The organism is Chitinophaga pinensis DSM 2588 (genome assembly GCF_000024005.1).
GTDB classification, from domain to species: domain Bacteria; phylum Bacteroidota; class Bacteroidia; order Chitinophagales; family Chitinophagaceae; genus Chitinophaga; species Chitinophaga pinensis.
The window spans coordinates 873,694-893,664 of record NC_013132.1 but is presented as its reverse complement, the minus strand read 5'-3'; the positions used below and the strand labels follow the sequence as shown (position 1 = coordinate 893,664).

Genomic DNA, 19,971 nt, shown 5'->3' with positions numbered 1-19,971 from the left:
ACAATAACTCAGCTTTCTCTCACATTACTTTACATTCACAAAAACCATTGCAGTAAACTCTGATCTAAATATGCATTCTCAGATGCGTTATAGCAAGTGTTGCGTCTTTTAATGAGAATAAGGTAAAACTGATTGCGATGCAAGTAACATTAGCCGTATAATAATTCCAAAAAAAATAGAATAATCAGCCGATAAATGTGAGTTAAATGAGTAATCTGAACATTACTCTGAGTAAATAAATGCACAGCGGCAAATTGATGTTCATACACATACACCCACAGATCTCTCTGCTGGCGGCACTTTTCCATTAGGAACCGTTTTTGATGTTGTAGATAGTAGTCCGAACAAGTATTGTTACCTAAAAAACCATAAAACGGAAATATTATGGAAAACAAACTCAGTAATAAGAAAGTCGCCATTCTTGTGGCTGACGGCTTTGAAGAAGTAGAATTTACACAGCCGCTGGAGGCATTGCAGGAAGCTGGTGCACAGATAGATGTGATATCGCTGCATGACGGAGAGGTAAAAGCCTGGGCTGAAAAAGACTGGGGGAATACTTACCCTGTTGATAAAACAGTTAATCAGGTAGATGCGAAAGATTATGACGCACTTGTACTGCCAGGTGGTGTAATGAATCCTGATCACCTGAGAGAGAATCAGGACGCAGTTAATTTTGTTTCCGGCTTTTTTGATGATAGTAAACCAATTGCTGCCATCTGTCATGGTCCATGGACACTGATAGAAACAGGTGAACTGAAAGGCAGAACGGTTACTTCTTACCCTTCCCTGAAAACAGATCTGACAAATGCAGGCGCTAACTGGGTCGACCAGGAAGTAGTGGTGGATAATGGCCTGGTGACCAGCCGTAATCCGCATGACTTACCCGCCTTCTGCAGAAAGATGGTAGAAGAGATAGGTGAAGGCATACACGCCTGATATCATTGAGGTTTCCAATAAAAAAGAAAAGGCGATACTATTTACAGTATCGCCTTTCTGTTATGTGAAAGTCTTTGTTTATTTCTTCTTCTTGTATTTTACCTCTACAGGCGCGACACCTGTTGTGAGCATACCAATACGTTTTGCCGCTTTCTTGGAGAGATCAATTACTCTGCCTTCGGCAAACGGTCCACGGTCATTGATGCGCACTTTTACTGAGCGGCCGTTTGATACGTTAATAACAGTCACTTTGGTGCCGAAAGGCAATGTGCGATGTGCTGCTGTCAATCCTCCCTGTCTGAATACTTCCCCACTGGCAGTTTTACGGCCTTCAAACTTGTCAGCATAATAAGACGCCTTTCCTGTTTCTGTGATCTTCTTGCTGCAGGACGCTAAGAAAAATAATGCGCTGAGCAGGAGTATTGTATTGCGTGTATATTTCATTGTCATCATAGGTCATTTTTAAAAAAAGGGCGGGGATTCCCCGCCCAAGGTAAAAAAATCAGAAAGGATATCCAATCGCAATATTTAGAATGAGATTTTCTTTTCGCCAGTCAGGATCGCCAAACTTAATATCTTTTATTACCCATCTTTCATCAGAAGGCAACCATGGTTTACGCAGGGGGAATGCGAGATCAAGTCGCACGACGATAATTGAGGCGTCTACACGAAGACCGGCGCCTGCATCTACCGCTATCTGATTACCAAAGGTGCTTGCTTTGAACTTGCTACCAGGTTTACTTGGTACATCCTGTTTGAGCCAGATGTTCCCCGCATCTATGAATACAGCGGCATTGAAGATGCCCGTCAGCTTCGCACGTAATTCAGAGTTATATTCCAGTCTGATATCCCCTGCCTCATTCGCCAGGTACTGACTTGTGGTATCTCTGTAAGAACCTGGGCCCAGTGTTCTGGCACGGAAGCCGCGAAGACTGCTACTACCACCAATAAAGTATTGTTTTACAAATGGTAATGTAGTAGAGTTACCGTACGGCATACCAAAACCGGCATACAGGCGGTTTACCCAGGTCAGTTTCCGGCTTAGTTTCCAGTAGTGACGCAAGTCGGCGGTCAGCCTTACATATTGTGCAAAGGGAGCGCCGATGATCTTTCTGGCGCTGTCTTTTTTCGGTATAATCAATCCCGCCAGATTACCCGAGTAATCCAGGTCACCATTCAGGTAGAAACTATGCACACGGTTGTCTGCCTGATTGTTGAAAGTAATGCTGTAATTGCCTCCCAGTATGAATTGCTTTTCAATCGCTGCCCGCTGGCTGGGATCATTCCGTAATATACTGTCATACCCGGTTGTCGTGCTGGTTGGCAGTACATAGGTAATCGCTACCGGCGACCACTTATGTTCCAGGTATTGCGTTTGCCGCCAGATGTACTGGAACTGGAATGTATACGCGTTCAGGTTATACAGCTGGCTACGGCTAAAAAGCTCATAACTCAGGCTGATACGGGTGCGGGGCACATAAGGTGTCTTCACATTAAAATTGAACAAAGGCTGCCAGAAACGTGGGATGGTCACTGCAGCTTCTGCTTTGATATTATAGGAGTTACCACCTCTCAGGGTTGTATTATTGGTTGTGGTCCGCCCGCCTACCTGCCATTCAAGACCGCCCGCTAACGTGATTTCTAACAGGTTGGCAGCATGTAACCAGTTACGGTTACGTGCTGTGATCCTGATCTCAGAACCGGCGAAGTTGTTGGACTTAGAAGTACCTCTTAATTCAGCTGATAAGCTTCTGCGCGGATAAGGCGTCAGGAAGAAACTGGCATTCAGCTTTGAACTGTCTCCTCTTACAGCACGGAACTGTCCTTTTACAAATTTGAAGGTACCCAGGTCCGTCAGCCGGCGGAGGGTGGTATTATGGTCTGATAATCTGTATAAACTATCTGGTTTCAGGAACACAGAGCGGTCAAACACACTGGGTCTGAATTTTTTAGTAGAATCAACGATCCTGATATGATTGTATTGTACCGGCGTACCTCTGCGGCTCAGGGAGTCATTATCCAGAGAGTAGTTAGGATACAATGTGATGTTCTTCATCTTATACTGCTTGCGCGCAGCCACAGGGGTTTCATCTTTGACCTTCAGGTAGAGGTCCACCATGCCGTTGTTGGTACTATCTACTTCTATCAACAGGTGATCGGGTGTGAAGTAATAGTATCCCTGTTCCTTTAATATACTATGTACCCTGTTCCGTTCTGCAACGACACTATCCAGACGGTAGGGACGGTTTAGTTTCAGGGAGCTTCCCTCCTTTGCTGCCGCTACTGCTTTACCCAGATCGCTGCTGTCGGTTTCGAAGGTCACACTTTTGATACGATAGCGATGATTGGGCGTAGTTGTGTAAGTAATAGAAGCCTTTTTCTTACCGCTATATTTGATTTCAGAGGCTACTGCCGCCTGAAAAAAACCATTGTCAACCAGGTACTGTTCCAATACATTGGCAGTATAGTCGGGCTTTGCGCTGCTCAGTAATACAGGGGGTTCTCCCCATTTTTTTCTTAACAGGTAGTTCAACCCTTTGCCTTTAGGTTCGTTACCTAAGTTATACAACCAGAGCCTGATAGGCATTCCGGCAAATTTACGATTAGGTTTTGGCCTTGTACGGCTGCTCATTTCAGCGGTCAGCGTACTGTAATCCCTGGGTTTTTTTCCTTCCCATTTCACTGATGCGCCGGTGTACAGGCGGTCATTCTCAGGAACGGTCCTGGTCGTGCTACAGGCACTGATGCACAGGGCAACCAGCGCTGCGATAACAGTGGATGATATATGGCTGTATCCTTTGATCATTTTATTTTTTGGTCACGGTTTTCTTATTGCGGAGTCTTTCTGCTTTCTTTTGAGATTTAGCTCTGTGGAATATCTCACGGAACTCATCATAATCCATGATCAATGCAAAGGCAACACCTGTTTCTACGACCTGTCCTTCTATCACGGTGCTGTTGTCATTACGCTGATATACCCTGACGCGATAGCGTCCATCCCTCGTGAGTTTATATTCAATGGAGATATCACCTACCAGGGATGATGGATTAGCCTGATTTTCACCCTGTAGCATCACGTTCGAACCAACAGAAACAGACAATCGTTCATTGAACAACTGTTTGGAGGCGCCTACTTTCAGGTTGGTAGTTTCCTGTTCGCTGCCTGTAGAATAGTCCTGTCTTGATTCCAGGTCAAAGTTCAGGTCTACTCCTTTAATCAGGTTACCAGCCAGGTTATTCAGCTGTTGAGAGAGGATCTTACTCACACTCTGGCGGGCCATATTGCTCACACCAAAGTCGCCGCTACCACCGCCATCACCGGCCAGCGGATCTTCAGGAATGAAGCTATTGAGTACCAATAAGCCCATTACCTGTTTATTCAGTTCAGAAGGTATCTGATTGATCTGTTTGAGGCGGTTATACACACTTCCACTAAATGCATTCTGTTCAGATTCCGGCATATCCAGTTCGAAGGAGATTTCAGGTTTCATCATCTGACCTTTGATACGGAGGTACACAAAGAAAGGCAGCTTTTGTCTGTACCGGTTTCTGTCCGATTCTGTCATATTGGGGTTGGACAGCTGATCCTGCACAAGGTCAGCCGCAGTTGCATTAACTGTATATTTAGCTGTGATATTCAGATCAGCGTCCATCGCATCGCCACTGAAAGTGATCGTACTTCCTTTTTCGATGCTGAAAGAACGTTTGATCAGCTGGTTGAGGGACATTTCATATTTACCTTCAGAGATCTCATAACGACCGGTCAGACTCATTTTCTGACTGGCGTCCAATGTGGCATTGATACTTGCCGTACCCTGTGCCTGTACATAATCGCCATTTACAGGGTCAATAATGATCTTGATAATTGACTCCGGTGTGATCTCTGCGTTGCCGGAGAGGTTGATGCCTTTCAGGCGTGGATTCTGGAAGCGAAGACTGTCAGCTGCCCTGATCATCGCAGAATCTATCGGATTAGATTTATCAACAAAGACCATCACCCCTTCCCTGTTGGCTACGCCTGGTTCTTCGGATGGCAGGGTGATTGTGACTTTTGATTTTTCTTTGAGTTTTACATTGGCGTCTACTCTTGGGAGATCCATATTTCCTCTGACAGAGATACGGGTATCGATAAACGCAGGACCATAATATAATTGGTCAGGGTTCTGTTGTTCACCCAGCACCATGAAGTTGTCTGAGTTCACCGTAAGGTTAAAATTGTAATTGGTAAAATCCCTGGTATTGACACGACCATTGACAACCATTTCATTACCAAGACTGTCGGCTACGACAAACTGGTTGAATTGCAATCCTCTGTCATCCAGCAGGATGTTTTCATCCGGCAGTGTGAGCTGAGAACCAACATAAGTGATTGTACCACCGGCATTATTGAAATGCAGGTTACCCAATACTTTAGGTTTTTCAGTGGTGCCGGTGATCGTAAATTTACCATCTGCACTACCGTGCATACGGCTTACATTTCCGAAGGTAAAGGCCTCGATAGAAGCCATGTTCAGATTGTTAATATCGACAGTAGCGTTGATCGTGGAATCATAAGAACCGTCCACCTTTACGTCATTTTCATTGCCGGTCAGGTTAGCCGCCAGTTTATACTGTCCTGGCTGTGGCGTTTCTACATTTGCATCCAGTGTTCCAACAGAGGTGCCTCTGAATACCAGCGAGTCTATTTTTAACTGGCTCTTTACCAGGGGAGCTTTATCCAGATTGCTCACATTTGCTTCTGCATTCAGGATACCGTTCGCCAGCAGCGTATCGGCGGAGAGCAGTGCGGTGATTGTGGATAACTTGAAATCTTTGATGCTTGCTTTGAGCGGAGGTAAGGCGCCCTGGCTACTATCTCTCAGTGTTTGTATCTGTATGGACTGATTCTGATAAGATAGGGTCATCTGTGCCGTATCAGGACCGCCATTTACCAGCCGGATATGATTGCCCTCGTCTACTTTCCATTGTTGTTTGTTGAGCAACAGGTCTGTCTTCAACGACAGGTCCATGGCGTTGGCAGGCAGGAAAGTCACATAGCCACCCAGTTTATATTTGGGGTTCCTTTTGATATCATCCAGTAAGAGATCCCAGTCTACTTTACCTGCTACGGCGCTGGCTTTCAATTGCGTATGATTAAGTGGCGCAATCGGATGATAGAGGCTGGCCATATCTACTTCTGCTTTCAGGGATGTGTCCACAATCTGGGCTGTGATGTTCACGCTGTCTATCCGAACAGAATCGTAGGTCAGTTTCAGCAGAGAAGCATTCATGGCGATCAGGCTACTGTCCGTGTTCAGACGGCCGGTAATCAACAATGGTTGCTCCATACGCAGACCAGGCAGCATGTTTTTCAGACTGCGGGGCCATGAGATAGCGGCATTCCATTGAAGTATCTGACCAGGAGGCAGTTGTATAAGTTTAGCGCTATCGTAGGGTTGTAAAGGTTTGTTGATCAGTTGTCCGAATGCGCCTCCTACCTGGGTATAATCTACCTGTCCGTTGGCATGTATGAATCCGAACGGACCTTCCAGTGCCAGGTATTGCTGATCGGTATATTTAGCGGTCAGTGCGACGGTGTCAATGGGGAATACCTGTCCGTTGGTGGCTATCTGCCAGCCATTGAGGAAGGCATTACCTTCCAGTCTTTTAGGATCCAGGCTGCTGAAGTCTGCGCTTAGGTTTCCTTTCAGCATTAATGGGTCTGTATACCAGTTGGTCGCATACAGATCGGCTTTGTCCATTTGCAGATTGGCCTGTAAAGAACTGACACTGGTATCATTGAGGGTCGCATTAACATCGAAGTTCATGGTGATACTGGTATCGGTGGTCTGGCCTTCCGCATGTAACTGTTGTTTGTCAATGTCGCCACTGATATTGATGCCATGGTAAGTATAGCCATTGTACCTTGCTTCATCCAGGTTGACAGCCGCTTTTGCGATCATACCCGGGAATGTATATCCTTGTCCGCTGGCCTGCATCCTTCCACTGATCCAACCCATTGTCGTATCGTACATCAGTACACCAGGATTGACCCTGAAGGAAGACAGGTTCACATCATAACGGGCACGGATGCTGTCGGTAATATTAACAAGGTGTGCGGCAAGGCGGGCATTTGCGGAGCTACTGGTCAGCTGTAACTGTGTTTTGAGATCCTGCATACCACCCAGTACATTACCGGTGATGATCAGGTGTTCCGGTAGTCTGGGGGTATCTGGCATAGTACCCGGAGGCAGCCAGGATCTTAATGGTTTGTTACCGGACTCGATGTATACAGATGGCAGATTCGCAGAAAAATGATCCGGATCGGTAGCATGAGCTACTTCTCCGTTGGCGCGTATACGATTGCCTTTATTGTCAACAACCCGCAGGGTTTCTATAATGAGTTTACCAATGCTGCCTTTTATATCGGCGGTGACGTCTATCTCTTTGTCCCACAATGGTTTCATAGATGGGTTCTTACGGGAGTCGGGTACAAATGGCAACCATTCTCCCAATGTGATATGAGACGAGTCGATATCCGCTCTGAGTTGCATCAGGTCCATATTCTCCGACATGGTTTCCCAGGAAGGTACTGTTACAGCTATGTGTTTCCGCAGCAGACTTTTGTTAGTCTGGAAGAACAGGTTCTGGAGGGCCAGTGACTGCGGGGTGAAGAGCACATCGAAGCGGCCTTCTTTCACAGCAAAGCCTGATTTTTCTTTGACTTCCAGTTTTTTAAGTACAGCTTTGATGGTATCTGGCTTGTATACGATACTGGAAACGGCGGTATTAAAGTTATAGAGAAACAGGTGGTTGTAATCCGGATCAGTACCGGCGCCTCTTGGAGCGGGTGCGGTATTGTTATCGAATTTGACATCTACATGTTCCAGTTCTGCTTTGGTTGCCAATACTTTCCATGTATTTGGCGCACTGCTGTCTGCCGGAGCGGGTGTGGACGTATCTTTTGCAGCGGACAATGTGAATACCCCTGCAACATCACCCATCTTGAGTCCACCCAGCTGTACGAGGGTGGAATCCATATCGATATTTGAATTCAGCAGTTGCAGATTACCGATGCGCCATACGGTAGATATACCGCTGGCCTGGTCTGCATAAAGGAAAGAGCTGTTTTTTATCTGTAATTTCTTGAGCAGCAGATGGAAAGGTGTGCTGGCCGTATCTGCCGGTGTTGGCGGCGGTGCTGCTGATGTCAGTGTTTTGGGGAGGTAATCCTGTGTATATAATCCTTTCAGTCCGTTTACCTCTATACCCCGGAAGGCATATAGTCCTTCATCAAGCAGCAGATCATCCGGATCTACATGTAATGACTGTAGATAGATAACGGCATTCATCCCTTCCTGTGCATCTGCGAAGTGCAGACGTATTTTAGAGAGGCTTACGTCTTTAATATGGAACTGCAGTGTGGTACCTGTCTCTGCTGAGACAGTATCGGGGATGGTATCTTTTGTAACGAACGCATCCACAATGAACTGGTAGTTGTAGGCACTGTCTCCATGGTTACGGTAAACATTGACTAATACAGAGTCCCATTCAAGTCCGTTTACCTGTAACTCATTGTTGAGAAATGCCAACAGATTGTACCTGACTTTCAGGGAGCCGGAATAGAGTAATGCTTTTGAGTTGGTATCCGCCACATAAACGTTTCTGAGTTCGAGGTATTGCCATCCCCGCATACGTAAATAGCCGATGCGCACGTCTGTATGGAGTTTCTTTTTCAGGTATTGTTCTCCCTGCCGGCGGATAAAGTCCTGCACGGGTTCCAGTTGTAAAAGTAATACCGCCATAACAGGGAGTATCAGCAGGACGACAAGCGCCCACAATAACCATCGCCACCAGGGACGACCATGATGTTTTTCTTCGTTTGTAGCTTGATCTGTCACTATGAAAAAGGTTACTTACAGTAAATTCCTGAAATAAAACGCTTTAGGGCCATTCTGGTTTACAGGGTTAAACAAACAAATACTATACCTGCTGAGCCGGAACAGGATAAAAAAAGCGTCCTGTTACTCACAAGACGCTATAAATTTAAAAAGCTGTATATCAATTCCATTGATGGAATATCACCAATTAGGCGTATTCCGCTGGTTGAATTTCTGCACGTAATATACGAGTCTGGTCTTATTCTGTTTGTCATCATTGAATTCGCGCAGCAAAGCGGTATCCTGCGGGAGGATGTAACGGCGCAGATTAAATAGCGTCAGATCATATACGTCGCCGGTAACCAGGTTAAGTACTCTTTTATCTGCTGCGGGGGGCGGTGTATTTTCGAAGACCATTCCTCCGGTAGCCCTGTTAACAGGAACGGAAGTAATCGCGCTGATGCGGTAAATGCAATAGTAGCCGATCTCTTCCAGTTTATTCAGACCATTATCCTTTATATAGATAGTTGTTCCGTCGGAATAGCCCCAGAACTTTTTTACTTTCTGTTCTTTGCCGGTAGAATCAACGATTCTGAGTTCATTCGGTGCGGATAGCAGATAGACCTGCGCTGCCGGCGTTTTATTTTTTACGACCAGGTTGCCGGTAATGGAGGGCGTATTGGCCCTGAATTCCTGGAATGTTTTATAAATGCCCTTTTTGTACTGGTGCGTATCGTAAACCGTATTGCCTACCTGGGCGGAAGTGTAATGCACGATTGCTGTGCATAACACGAATAAAAGTGCCAACTGCCTCATAGGCAACAAATTTACTGTTTTTAGCATGGCAGTGATTATAATATTGGCGCTTTTGAACTTTTTGGTGTGGTTAAATCCAACATATTGAAGCGAAGCTTTCCACCGACTACATTCTGCTTCTTCAGATCGACGATAATGCCTCTGGCGACACGGTAATAGATGCCTTCGTCTGCTCCTTCATAGGCTGCGGACAGTTTAGCAGACCATACAAGTTCCACCGCGTCGGTCAGGGTGATATCAAAGACGTTGACAAGCACGTTGCGCTGGCCAAATAGGTTACGGGTGTTGTCGGCATTGGTAAATCCTTTCGGCTGGCGTACCGCTTTTTCCTCTGACACGGTGGGTTTCATGCGCATGATCGCGTCTGGTTTCCAAGCCTTCGCCTGTTCCAGCGCGACGTTGACATCGGTTCTGGCAGGATCGCCCAAAAACTCATATTTACATTCGATTTTCTGGTCTTTGAAGTATTTCGCGAGTTCCTTTGCGAGGTTTTGTGAGTACATGCGAACCTGCATATTTCCTTCTGCAACGATCAGGATTTTCTGATAATTTTTAGCTGAGTCCAGTTTATCTTCTACAGATTCAAGAAGGTAGCCGGCGTTGTGTCTGATTTGGGAAAATGTCGGAAGTACAAACAGTACAGCTATTATAGCTAACAGAAATGCTCTCATGGGTAAAGGATAAAGGGATATATAATTTATTGCTCAAATATATATACAAATTTACAGCAGATGGTTAACTGAGGGGTAGGGAAAACAAAAGGCCGGGTAAAAACCCGGCCCGGCTGAAGGTTACAACAAAATCTAAACCTGCTTATGAGAATCTTTAGATTATAACTTGATCTGAGGGAATGGCTATTTATACAGCCATTGCCTGCAGAGAATGATCTTTACTTTCAAGCTGTGATGCACCCATCAGAAACTCGTCCACTTTTCTGGCGCATTCACGGCCTTCGCTGATAGCCCATACTACGAGGGATTGACCACGACGCATATCGCCTGCGGCAAATACCTTGGATATGGAGGTCTGGAAGGCTTTCTCACCTGCTTTTACATTACCACGCTCGTCTCTGTCTACACCCAGTTCATCCAGCAAGCCGGTATGTTGAGGATGTAAGAAACCCATCGCAAGGAATGCCAGCTCGCAAGGGATCTCCTGTTCAGAACCTGGCACTTCTTTAAAGCTGCCTGGTCTGCCATCGGCACCCAATGCCCATTCAAGCTTCACTATCTTTAATCCTTTCAGATTTCCGTTTTCATCGCCTACGAATTCTTTTGTACCGATAGCCCATTCACGGTTTGCGCCTTCTTCATGTGAGGAAGAGGTTTTCAACACCATTGGGTAAGTCGGCCAAGGCATATATGCAGTACGTTCACCTGGCGGTTTTGGCAAGAGTTCCAGCTGCGTAACACCTATTGCACCATGACGGTTAGAAGTACCTACACAGTCGGAGCCGGTATCACCACCACCGATTACAATCACGTTTTTGCCACTTGCGAGGATGTCCTCTCCTTCTACTTCACGGTTGCCTACGCGTTTGTTCTGCTGTTTCAGGAAGTCCATTGCATAATGAACACCTTTCAGCTGACGGCCGGGGATACCCAGGTCGCGTGGGATAGTAGAACCACCGGCCAGTACGATCGCGTTGTATTCACGCAGCAGATCGTTTACACCGATATTCACACCTACGTTAGCGTTACACTGGAATACGACGCCTTCTTCTTCCATCAGTTTTACACGACGGTCGATCACCCATTTTTCCAGTTTGAAGTCAGGGATACCGTAACGCAGCAGACCACCTGGCGCATCGTCTCTTTCGAATACGGTTACGCTGTGACCCGCATAGTTCAGCTGAGCTGCGGCAGCCAGGCCTGCAGGACCTGAACCGATAACAGCCACTTTCTTACCGGTACGCACTCTTGGCGTTTTAGCCTGTACCAGGCCTTTGTCGAATGCGATCTCGATAATGTGACGTTCGATTTCTTCGATCGCCACCGGCGGCTGATTGATACCCAGTACACAGGCACTTTCACACGGAGCAGGACAGATACGGCCTGTAAATTCCGGGAAGTTGTTGGTACTGGTTAATATATCGTATGCTTCTTTCCAGTCTTTATGATACACCGCATCGTTGAATTCAGGGATCACGTTACCCAGGGGGCAACCGCTGTGGCAGAAGGGTACGCCGCAGTTCATGCAGCGCGCAGACTGTTCATTCAGCTTTGATTCTGAAAACTTCTCTACGAATTCATTATAGTGTTGGACTCTTTCCTTTGCAGGAGATTTGCCCGGCAGCTCCCGGGTAAATTCCAGGAATCCTGTTGGTTTGCCCATTTGTCTCTTTCGTTAGGTGGTGTTAGAATGTTACTACTTCTCTACTTTCTGTGCAGCAGCTTTGCCAGCTTTCAGTACAGCCTTGTATTCTTTCGGGAATACTTTCACGAAGTGACGCAGCTGATTTTCCCAGTCTTTCAGGATGAATTTGGCTACGGTACTGTTTGTGTAAGCATGATGTTTGGTGATCAGATCCTGTAAGTCGGCTGCATCATCCTGATCCAGCGGATCGAGGTCGATCATCTCCTTGTTACAACGTCCTGCAAATGCACCATTTACATCATATACATAAGCAATACCACCACTCATACCTGCACCGAAGTTGCGGCCTGTTTCGCCGAGGATGACAGCTTTACCACCGGTCATATATTCACAACCGTGATCGCCTACGCCCTCAGTCACGATAGTAGCACCGGAGTTACGAACGCAGAAACGTTCACCGGCTTTACCACGGATATAAGCCTCACCGGAGGTGGCGCCATAGAAGGCAACGTTTCCTGCGATGATATTCTCTTCTGCTTTGAAGCCTGCTTCCGGAGAAGGGTACAGAATCAGTTTTGCACCTGACAGACCTTTACCGAAGTAGTCGTTTGCTTCACCTTCCAGTTCCAGTGTCACACCTTTAGTGTTGAAAGCACCGAAGCTTTGTCCGGCAGAACCAACGAATTTGTAGTGGATAGTATCTTCCGGAAGACCTGGTCCGCCGTAACGTTTGGATATTTCGTTACTGAGGATGGTACCGATAGCTCTGTCCGTATTTCTTACAGGGAACTGCTGGAACACACGCGCTTTCTTTTCCAGTGCCGGCTGAGCTGCTTTCAGCAGTCTCCAGTCGATCACTTCGCTGATGCCGTGGTCCTGTTCTTCCTGTTTGTACAGCCCTGTTTCATCAGCAGCTGGTTCTCTATATAATATAGGAGACAGGTCGAGCGATTTGTATTTCCAGTGAGAGATGTTATCACGTAACTGGAGGCTGTCTACCTGGCCAACCATTTCATTTACAGTGCGGTAGCCAAGGTCCGCCATGATTTCACGGAGTTCTTCCACCAGGAATTTGAAGAAGTTCACTACGTGGTCAGCGTTACCATTGAAGCGCTTGCGCAGTTCAGGATCTTGGGTAGCAACACCAACAGGACAGGTATTCAGGTGACACTTACGCATCATGATACAGCCTTCAACAACCAGCGCACCAGTAGCAACACCCCATTCTTCGGCACCCAGGAGAGTAGCGATAGCGATGTCGCGGCCTGTTTTCAGCTGACCGTCAGTCTGTACGATCACGCGGCTACGTAATTTGTTCTTAACCAGCGTCTGATGTGTTTCAGCCAGACCCAGTTCCCAAGGCAGACCGGCATGTTTGATAGAGCTGATCGGAGAAGCACCTGTACCACCGTCATAACCGGCGATCAGTACCACATCCGCTTTTGCTTTCGCAACACCGGCAGCGATTGTACCTACACCCGCTTTAGATACCAGTTTCACGCTGATACGAGCAGCTCGGTTGGCATTCTTCAGGTCGAAGATCAGCTGAGCGAGGTCCTCGATGGAATAAATATCGTGGTGCGGAGGAGGAGAGATCAGACCAACACCAGGGGTGGCGTGGCGCACTTTAGCGATCCAGTCGTCTACCTTATGACCAGGCAGCTGACCACCTTCACCGGGTTTGGCACCCTGTGCCATCTTGATCTGGAGCTCGTCCGCGTTAGTTAAATAGTTACTTGTTACACCGAAACGTGCACTTGCTACCTGCTTGATGGCAGAGCGCATGCTGTCGCCGTTAGGCAGTTGTTCGTAACGCAGTTCATCTTCCCCACCCTCACCGGTATTGCTTTTTGCACCGATGCGGTTCATTGCGATGGCCAGTGTGGAGTGTGCTTCGTGAGAGATGGAACCAAAGCTCATGGCACCGGTCGCAAAACGCTTCAGAATGCTTTCAGCTGATTCAACTTCATCAAGAGAAACAGAAGGACGTGTACGTTTGAATGAGAAGAGACTACGCAGGGTAGCTGCTTTTTCACTCTGGTCGTTTACGGCTTTAGAGTATTTTTTGAAGGTGCCGTAGTCATTCATACGTGTTGAATACTGCAGCAGGTGGATCGTGGTCGGGTTGAAGAGGTGGAATTCACCTTTTCTTTTCCACTGATAGAGACCACCGGTAGTCAGGCGTTGTACGGGCGTTTCCTTACGGCCGTAACCCATCCAGTGTTTTGCCAGTGTTTCGCGGGCAATTTCATCCAGGCCCATACCCTGAATACGAGATACGGCGCCGGTGAAGTATTTGTCTACTACCTGACGGTTGATACCTAATATTTCAAATATCTGTGCACCCTGGTAAGATTGCAGGGTGGAGATACCCATTTTAGAGAATACTTTCAGCAAACCATCACATACTGCCTTGATGTAGTTCTTTTTCAGTTTATCTACATCCAGGGTTGTTTCCAGTTTGTCAAACAGTTTCATATCGCGGATGGTGCTCAGCGCGAGGTATGGGTTGATGGCGGTTACGCCAAAGCCCAGCAGACAAGCGAAATGATGCACTTCCCAAACATCTCCTGCTTCTACGATCAGACCAACCTGGCCACGATAACCTTTACGGATCAGGTGGTGGTGTACTGCGGATGCTGCCAGGATAGAAGGAATCGCTGCGTGTTCAGAGTCGAGTGCCCTGTCAGACAGGATGATTACTTCGAAACCATCTTCTACAGCATCTACCGCGTAGCGGCAAAGACGTTGCAGACCTTTTTCCAGGGAACCAGGTTTACCGTCGGCTCTGAAATAAGTATGGAGTGTTTTAGCCTGGAACAGCCCTGTATCTATACTACGGATCTTTTCCAGTTCGAAGTTGGTCAGAATCGGGTGACGAAGCGCCAGACCGTGACAGTGCAGGGGATCTTCGTCGAGCAGGTTGCCGTTGTTACCTACATAGGTAGCGAGGGACATGACCAGCTTTTCACGGATCGGATCGATTGGTGGGTTGGTCACCTGTGCGAACAGCTGTTTGAAGTAACTGGTCAGGTGCTGTGGCTGATCGCTCAGTACAGCCAGGGGAGCATCCGTACCCATGGAGCCTACCGGTTCTTTACCATCGAGCGCCATTGGAGCGATGATGGTGTGCAGATCTTCGGTGGAGTAACCGAAAGCGCGCTGGTATTTGAAGATCTGATCATGTTCCAGGTGGGTGAAAGTAACCCTTGGTTCAGGCAGTTCTTCCAGGCGGATCTTATATTTATTTAACCACTCGCCGTACGGTTGCTGAGAGCAGATGTTCCTTTTCAGCTCTTCATCACCGATGATACGACCCTGTTCCATGTCCACAATGAACATTTTACCAGGTTGCAGGCGGCCTTTTTCTTTTACGTTTTTAGGATCGATTGGCAGTACACCAGCTTCAGAAGCCATGATCACGCGATCGTCTTTAGTGATAACGAAACGGGCAGGACGCAGACCGTTACGGTCCAGGGTACCACCGATGATCTTACCATCTGTGAAGGAGATACAAGCCGGGCCATCCCATGGTTCCATGAGAGAGGCGTGGTATTCGTAGAATGATTTCTTCACCGGATCCATGTCGTCGTTGCCATCCCATGCTTCAGGGATCAGCATCATCATTACATGTGGCAGGGAGCGGCCGGAGAGCATCAGCAGTTCGACAACGTTGTCGAGACTAGCGGAGTCAGACTGACCTTCTTCTACCAGTGGGAGCAGCATATCCATTTCTTCCTGAGAGAAGAATTTGGATACGAAGTCTTTTTCACCGGCGCGTAACCAGTTCAGGTTTCCCTTCAGGGTGTTGATCTCACCATTGTGCGCGATATAGCGGTAAGGGTGAGCCAGGCGCCAGCTAGGGAATGTATTGGTCGCAAAACGGGAGTGGATCAGCGCGAACGCGGATACCATTTTCTCATCACTCAGGTCGGCATAATAATGACGTACCTGGTAAGTTGTCAGCTGACCTTTATATACAATTGTTTTTGTAGACAGGGAGGGAATGTAGAAGAGCGCCTTCTCTTTTGGTACGGTATTGCGAACGGTTTTGGAAACGTAGTTGCGCAGTACGAAGAGTTTGCGTTCAAAAATATCGTTGTCCGTAATATGATAAGGACAGGCGATAAATACCTGTTCAATTTCTGGTTCTACGGAAAGAGCGCCTTCTCCGATGCCATCGGGACGAACAGGCACTTTACGGTAACCCAGTATTTCCAATCCAAGTTTCTCGGCCGCACGGTCAAGTATTTCGCGGCACTCTTCGCGCCAGCGAGGTTCTTTTGGAAAGAAAATCATACCTACACCATATTTTCCAAATTCAGGGAGGCTGATGCCGATTTTCAGGCATTCATCGTACAGGAACTCATGAGGTAACTGGATCAGGATACCAGCTCCGTCGCCAGTGTTTTGTTCGTAACCACACGCACCACGGTGTTCCATGTTTTCCAACATGGTTAACGCATCCCGGACGATCTGATGCGATTTACGGCCCTTGATGTGGGCAGTAAAGCCTGTTCCGCATGCATCATGTTCAAATTCCGGGTGATACAGTCCTTGCAATTGCTTCACTTCTTGCATTCGTTTAGATTTTTTGACCTTGGCACACCTTCCCCGCTTACTCCAGGCGGTTGAGGTACCGTAATTGTTTCGGGAACGGTATAAAGATACTAAAGGAAGCCGGTATTTTTTACGAAAGTTTTTGTATAACCCCGAAAATTTAGAAAAGATTAAAAAAGTATGGGTATTCGTTAGAATTAAATAAGGGACGACCGGATATGTGCCCTTTTTAGGGGCCTGTAGGCTGTCATTGGATTAAGAAGATGTTTAATGTGTTGGGGATAAATAAGTGGACATGTGTAAAAATAGTTATTTAATGGTTGGAGACTTATCTTGTTCAGTTGCGAAGTAATAAGCTTACTTTCAAGGGAATAGATACAGAAGGCTTCATATAAGAAGGAATTGTTATGTCAGGAGCTTAGCCTGACAATATCAGGTGAGACTGCCAATAGATAAAGCCAGACTATAGGTACCAATCTGTCTGATCTATAGTAATACATTAGTCAGATAGTACTTACTCTACGTTAGTGCTACGATGTAAACGGCCAGCTGACGTAGCGTAAGTACTATTTGGCTATTATTATACTGATAATGAATAGATTATGGGCTATTTGTCCTGAATGCCCTTATCGGGCTAAAAATAAGGGTAAACATACTTCATACACGACGCATATACGACGCATCTATGGAGTAGCGATGTCGGTGTAATAAATGAATGTCAAAAGTGAAGCTGAAGAACAATCATAAAAAAGGGAAAGCCAAAGCCTTCCCCTTATAAAATAAATTTAAACGATCGTGACATTAATCCCCATTTCTTCAAGGGCTTTAACCACGTGTCCTGATATACCGCTGTCTGTAATGATCTCATCTACATCTTCCAGATCGCAGATTTTCCCGAAACCGCGACGGCCAAATTTAGAAGAGTCAGCAAGGACAATTGTTTTCTGCGCTGCTGTCACCATACGTGCATTCAGTTGCGCCTCCATCAGGTTGGTGGTGGTCAGACCGAATTCTATATCGATACCTTCCAGTCCGAGAAACAGTTTCGAACAGGAGAAGTCAGCGAGGATACGCTCTGCATAAGTACCTGTTACTGAGGCAGAACTGTTTCTTACAATACCACCCAGCTGTAACACCTCAATTTCCGGATGTCTCAGCAGTTCCTGCGCCACATTCAGGGCCGGCGTGATGACTGTCAGGTGTCCTTTCGGATGCACATTTCTTGCCAGTGCCAGTGCCGTCGTACCAGATGATATAATGATAGCGTCGTTTGGCGCAATCATGGCCGCCGCCGCTATTGCAATATTATTTTTTTCATCCCGGCGAAGCTTTTCCTTCTCGTTCACCGGTTTATCATTGATGTACGGATTATTTACTGTTGCTCCTCCATGAGAACGGAACAACAGGGATTTGTCTTCAAGCAGTTTGAGGTCTTTACGGATGGTAACACCGGAAACATCCAGTTCCTTGCAGAGGTCCACCACATTCACATATCCCTTCTCTGATAAACGATCAAGAATGTATTTGTGCCTTTCTGCAATATTGATCATTGACATATGCGTAAAAGAATTAGCAGTTGTAGAAAAAAGCAAAATTTGTTTAAAACAGATTTGGAATAAATACGCTTATGCCTTCTTCCAATTCGTTACAAAATTACTTTCATGTTGTTGAATTAAACACATCATATCAGAAAAAATATTTAGCAAAAAGTCAGGAATATCATGTATAAATGATCGTTTATGCATTAACTTCCTGAAAAGTAGGGAACAAAACATCTATTTTCGGTTAACGGGACTGCCAGCGCCCGGTATGTTTTTTTCTCGTGTGGATGAAATAAACTGAAACCAATTAAAAGAAAATTAAAGTATTTTCCTCACTATGAACAGGTTAACCTTTAAACAACAGATTGGTGATACGACTTCAGTCGTTTGGGATATTATTGTAATCGGCGGTGGTGCAACCGGACTCGGGGTTGCCATGGATGCCGCACAAAGAGGCTTTCGCACCCTGTTACTGGAACAATCAGATTTCGCAAAAGGCACTTCCAGCCGTAGTACCAAACTGGTACATGGCGGCGTTCGTTATCTCGCTCAGGGAGATGTCGGCCTTGTAAAAGAGGCGCTTCATGAAAGAGGACTGTTGCTGGCGAATGCGCCACATCTTGCACATGACCAGGAATTTATCATTCCATATTATAAATGGTGGCAGGGCCCTTTCTACGGAATCGGCCTTAAACTTTACGACTTCCTGTCAGGACGGCTTAGCCTGGGACCCTCTAAGGTCATAGGTCGGGAAGCTGTCATCAAGGCGTTACCGGCTATACGCAGAGACAAACTCAAGGGAGGTATTATTTATCACGACGGACAGTTTGATGATGCCCGTCTGGCAATAAACATTGCACAAACAGCCGCTGAAAAAGGCGCTGTGCTGCTCAATTATTTTAAAGTCAAAGGTTTACAGAAAGATAGATCCGGCAGGATCAACGGGGTGAGCGCAACAGACCTGGAAACCGGGGAAAATTATCAATTGCAGGCAAAAGCGGTGATCAATGCGACCGGCGTATTTGCTGATGAAGTATTGCAAATGGACGAACCGGGCGCCAGACCGACCATCCGTCCGAGTCAGGGTGTACACCTCGTACTGGATGCATCATTTCTCAACAGCACCAGCGCACTGATGATTCCTAAAACTGCTGATGGGCGTGTGTTATTTGCATTGCCCTGGCATGGGAAGGTACTGGTAGGCACTACCGATACACCATTGAATGAACATAGTCTGGAACCACAGGCATTGGAGACAGAGATCAGCTTTATCCTTCAGACGGCAGCCGGCTACCTGTTAAAGGCCCCTACCCGTGCAGATGTGCTGAGCGTGTATGCGGGGCTGCGACCACTGGCTGCTCCGCAGAAAGAAACGGATAGTACCAAGGAGATATCCCGTAGTCATAAAATCATCGTCGCCCCCTCCGGATTGATCACCATCACCGGTGGGAAATGGACCACCTTCCGAAAAATGGCGGAAGACACGGTGGATATGGCCATCAGTACTGTCGGTCTGGCGGCTGTTCCCTGTGGAACAGAAACCTTGCACATACATGGATACAAGACCGGACATACCGCAACAGCGCCATTGGACGTATACGGCAGCGATGCTGCACAACTGGAAACGCTGATCAATACAAGATCGGATCTGAAGGAGTTGTTGAATCCCAGACTGCCTTATATGAAAGCGCAGGTAATCTGGGCGGTGCAGCAGGAAATGGCCCGTACGGTGGATGATGTGTTGTCCAGGCGATTACGCGCTTTACTACTCGATGCACATGCCGCCATTGAGATGGCGCCTGGTGTAGCCGCGATTATGGCAACTGAACTGGGAAAAGATAAGGCATGGGAACAGGAGCAGGTGACCGCCTTCACAGCGATTGCCGCTCATTACCTGTTACCGCTATCTGCATCCGGCAATCATCATTAGCCCTTAAATTTCA

10 protein-coding genes are annotated in these 19,971 nt (G+C 46.8%); 2 read left to right on the top strand and 8 right to left on the bottom strand.

Annotated elements, in window-relative coordinates; genetic code table 11:
- Positions 1-384 precede the first annotated feature (384 nt).
- Positions 385-936, top strand: a complete 552-nt coding sequence (locus tag CPIN_RS03640) for a type 1 glutamine amidotransferase domain-containing protein (protein ID WP_012788411.1) — start codon at positions 385-387, stop codon at positions 934-936.
- A gap of 78 nt (positions 937-1,014) precedes the next feature.
- Here the strand turns inward: CPIN_RS03640 and CPIN_RS03635 are convergent, their stop codons facing one another.
- From CPIN_RS03635 to CPIN_RS03600, 8 genes are all read right to left on the bottom strand, one after another.
- Positions 1,015-1,389 (bottom strand): septal ring lytic transglycosylase RlpA family protein, encoded by a 375-nt coding sequence (locus CPIN_RS03635; RefSeq protein WP_012788410.1) that lies wholly within the window; start codon positions 1,387-1,389, stop codon positions 1,015-1,017.
- Between the two features lie 49 nt (positions 1,390-1,438).
- The gene (gene tamL, locus CPIN_RS03630; protein WP_012788409.1) at positions 1,439-3,742 is read right to left on the bottom strand and encodes a translocation and assembly module lipoprotein TamL; all 2,304 of its coding nucleotides are present in this window, start codon (positions 3,740-3,742) and stop codon (positions 1,439-1,441) included.
- 1 nt (position 3,743) lies between these two features.
- Complete coding sequence (locus tag CPIN_RS03625) at positions 3,744-8,816, bottom strand: translocation/assembly module TamB domain-containing protein (RefSeq protein WP_012788408.1); 5,073 nt, start codon at positions 8,814-8,816, stop codon at positions 3,744-3,746.
- A gap of 180 nt (positions 8,817-8,996) precedes the next feature.
- Complete coding sequence (locus CPIN_RS03620) at positions 8,997-9,611, bottom strand: DUF6563 family protein (RefSeq protein ID WP_012788407.1); 615 nt, start codon at positions 9,609-9,611, stop codon at positions 8,997-8,999.
- A 35-nt stretch (positions 9,612-9,646) separates the two neighbouring features.
- Entirely contained in the window at positions 9,647-10,282 is a 636-nt protein-coding gene (locus CPIN_RS03615) for a type 1 periplasmic-binding domain-containing protein (RefSeq protein WP_012788406.1), read from the bottom strand.
- 187 nt (positions 10,283-10,469) lie between these two features.
- Positions 10,470-11,945: a glutamate synthase subunit beta gene (locus tag CPIN_RS03610; protein ID WP_012788405.1), complete on the bottom strand. Its 1,476-nt coding sequence runs from the start codon at positions 11,943-11,945 to the stop codon at positions 10,470-10,472.
- Between the two features lie 33 nt (positions 11,946-11,978).
- A complete protein-coding gene (gene gltB, locus CPIN_RS03605; RefSeq protein ID WP_012788404.1) occupies positions 11,979-16,508 on the bottom strand; it encodes a glutamate synthase large subunit in 4,530 nt (1,509 codons plus the stop codon).
- 764 nt (positions 16,509-17,272) lie between these two features.
- On the bottom strand, positions 17,273-18,043 hold the full coding sequence (locus CPIN_RS03600; protein WP_012788403.1) for a DeoR/GlpR family DNA-binding transcription regulator: 771 nt from the start codon (positions 18,041-18,043) through the stop codon (positions 17,273-17,275).
- A 322-nt stretch (positions 18,044-18,365) separates the two neighbouring features.
- Between CPIN_RS03600 and CPIN_RS03595 the strand changes: the two genes are divergently transcribed.
- Positions 18,366-19,958: a glycerol-3-phosphate dehydrogenase/oxidase gene (locus CPIN_RS03595; RefSeq protein WP_012788402.1), complete on the top strand. Its 1,593-nt coding sequence runs from the start codon at positions 18,366-18,368 to the stop codon at positions 19,956-19,958.
- The last annotated feature ends 13 nt before the right edge of the window (positions 19,959-19,971 follow it).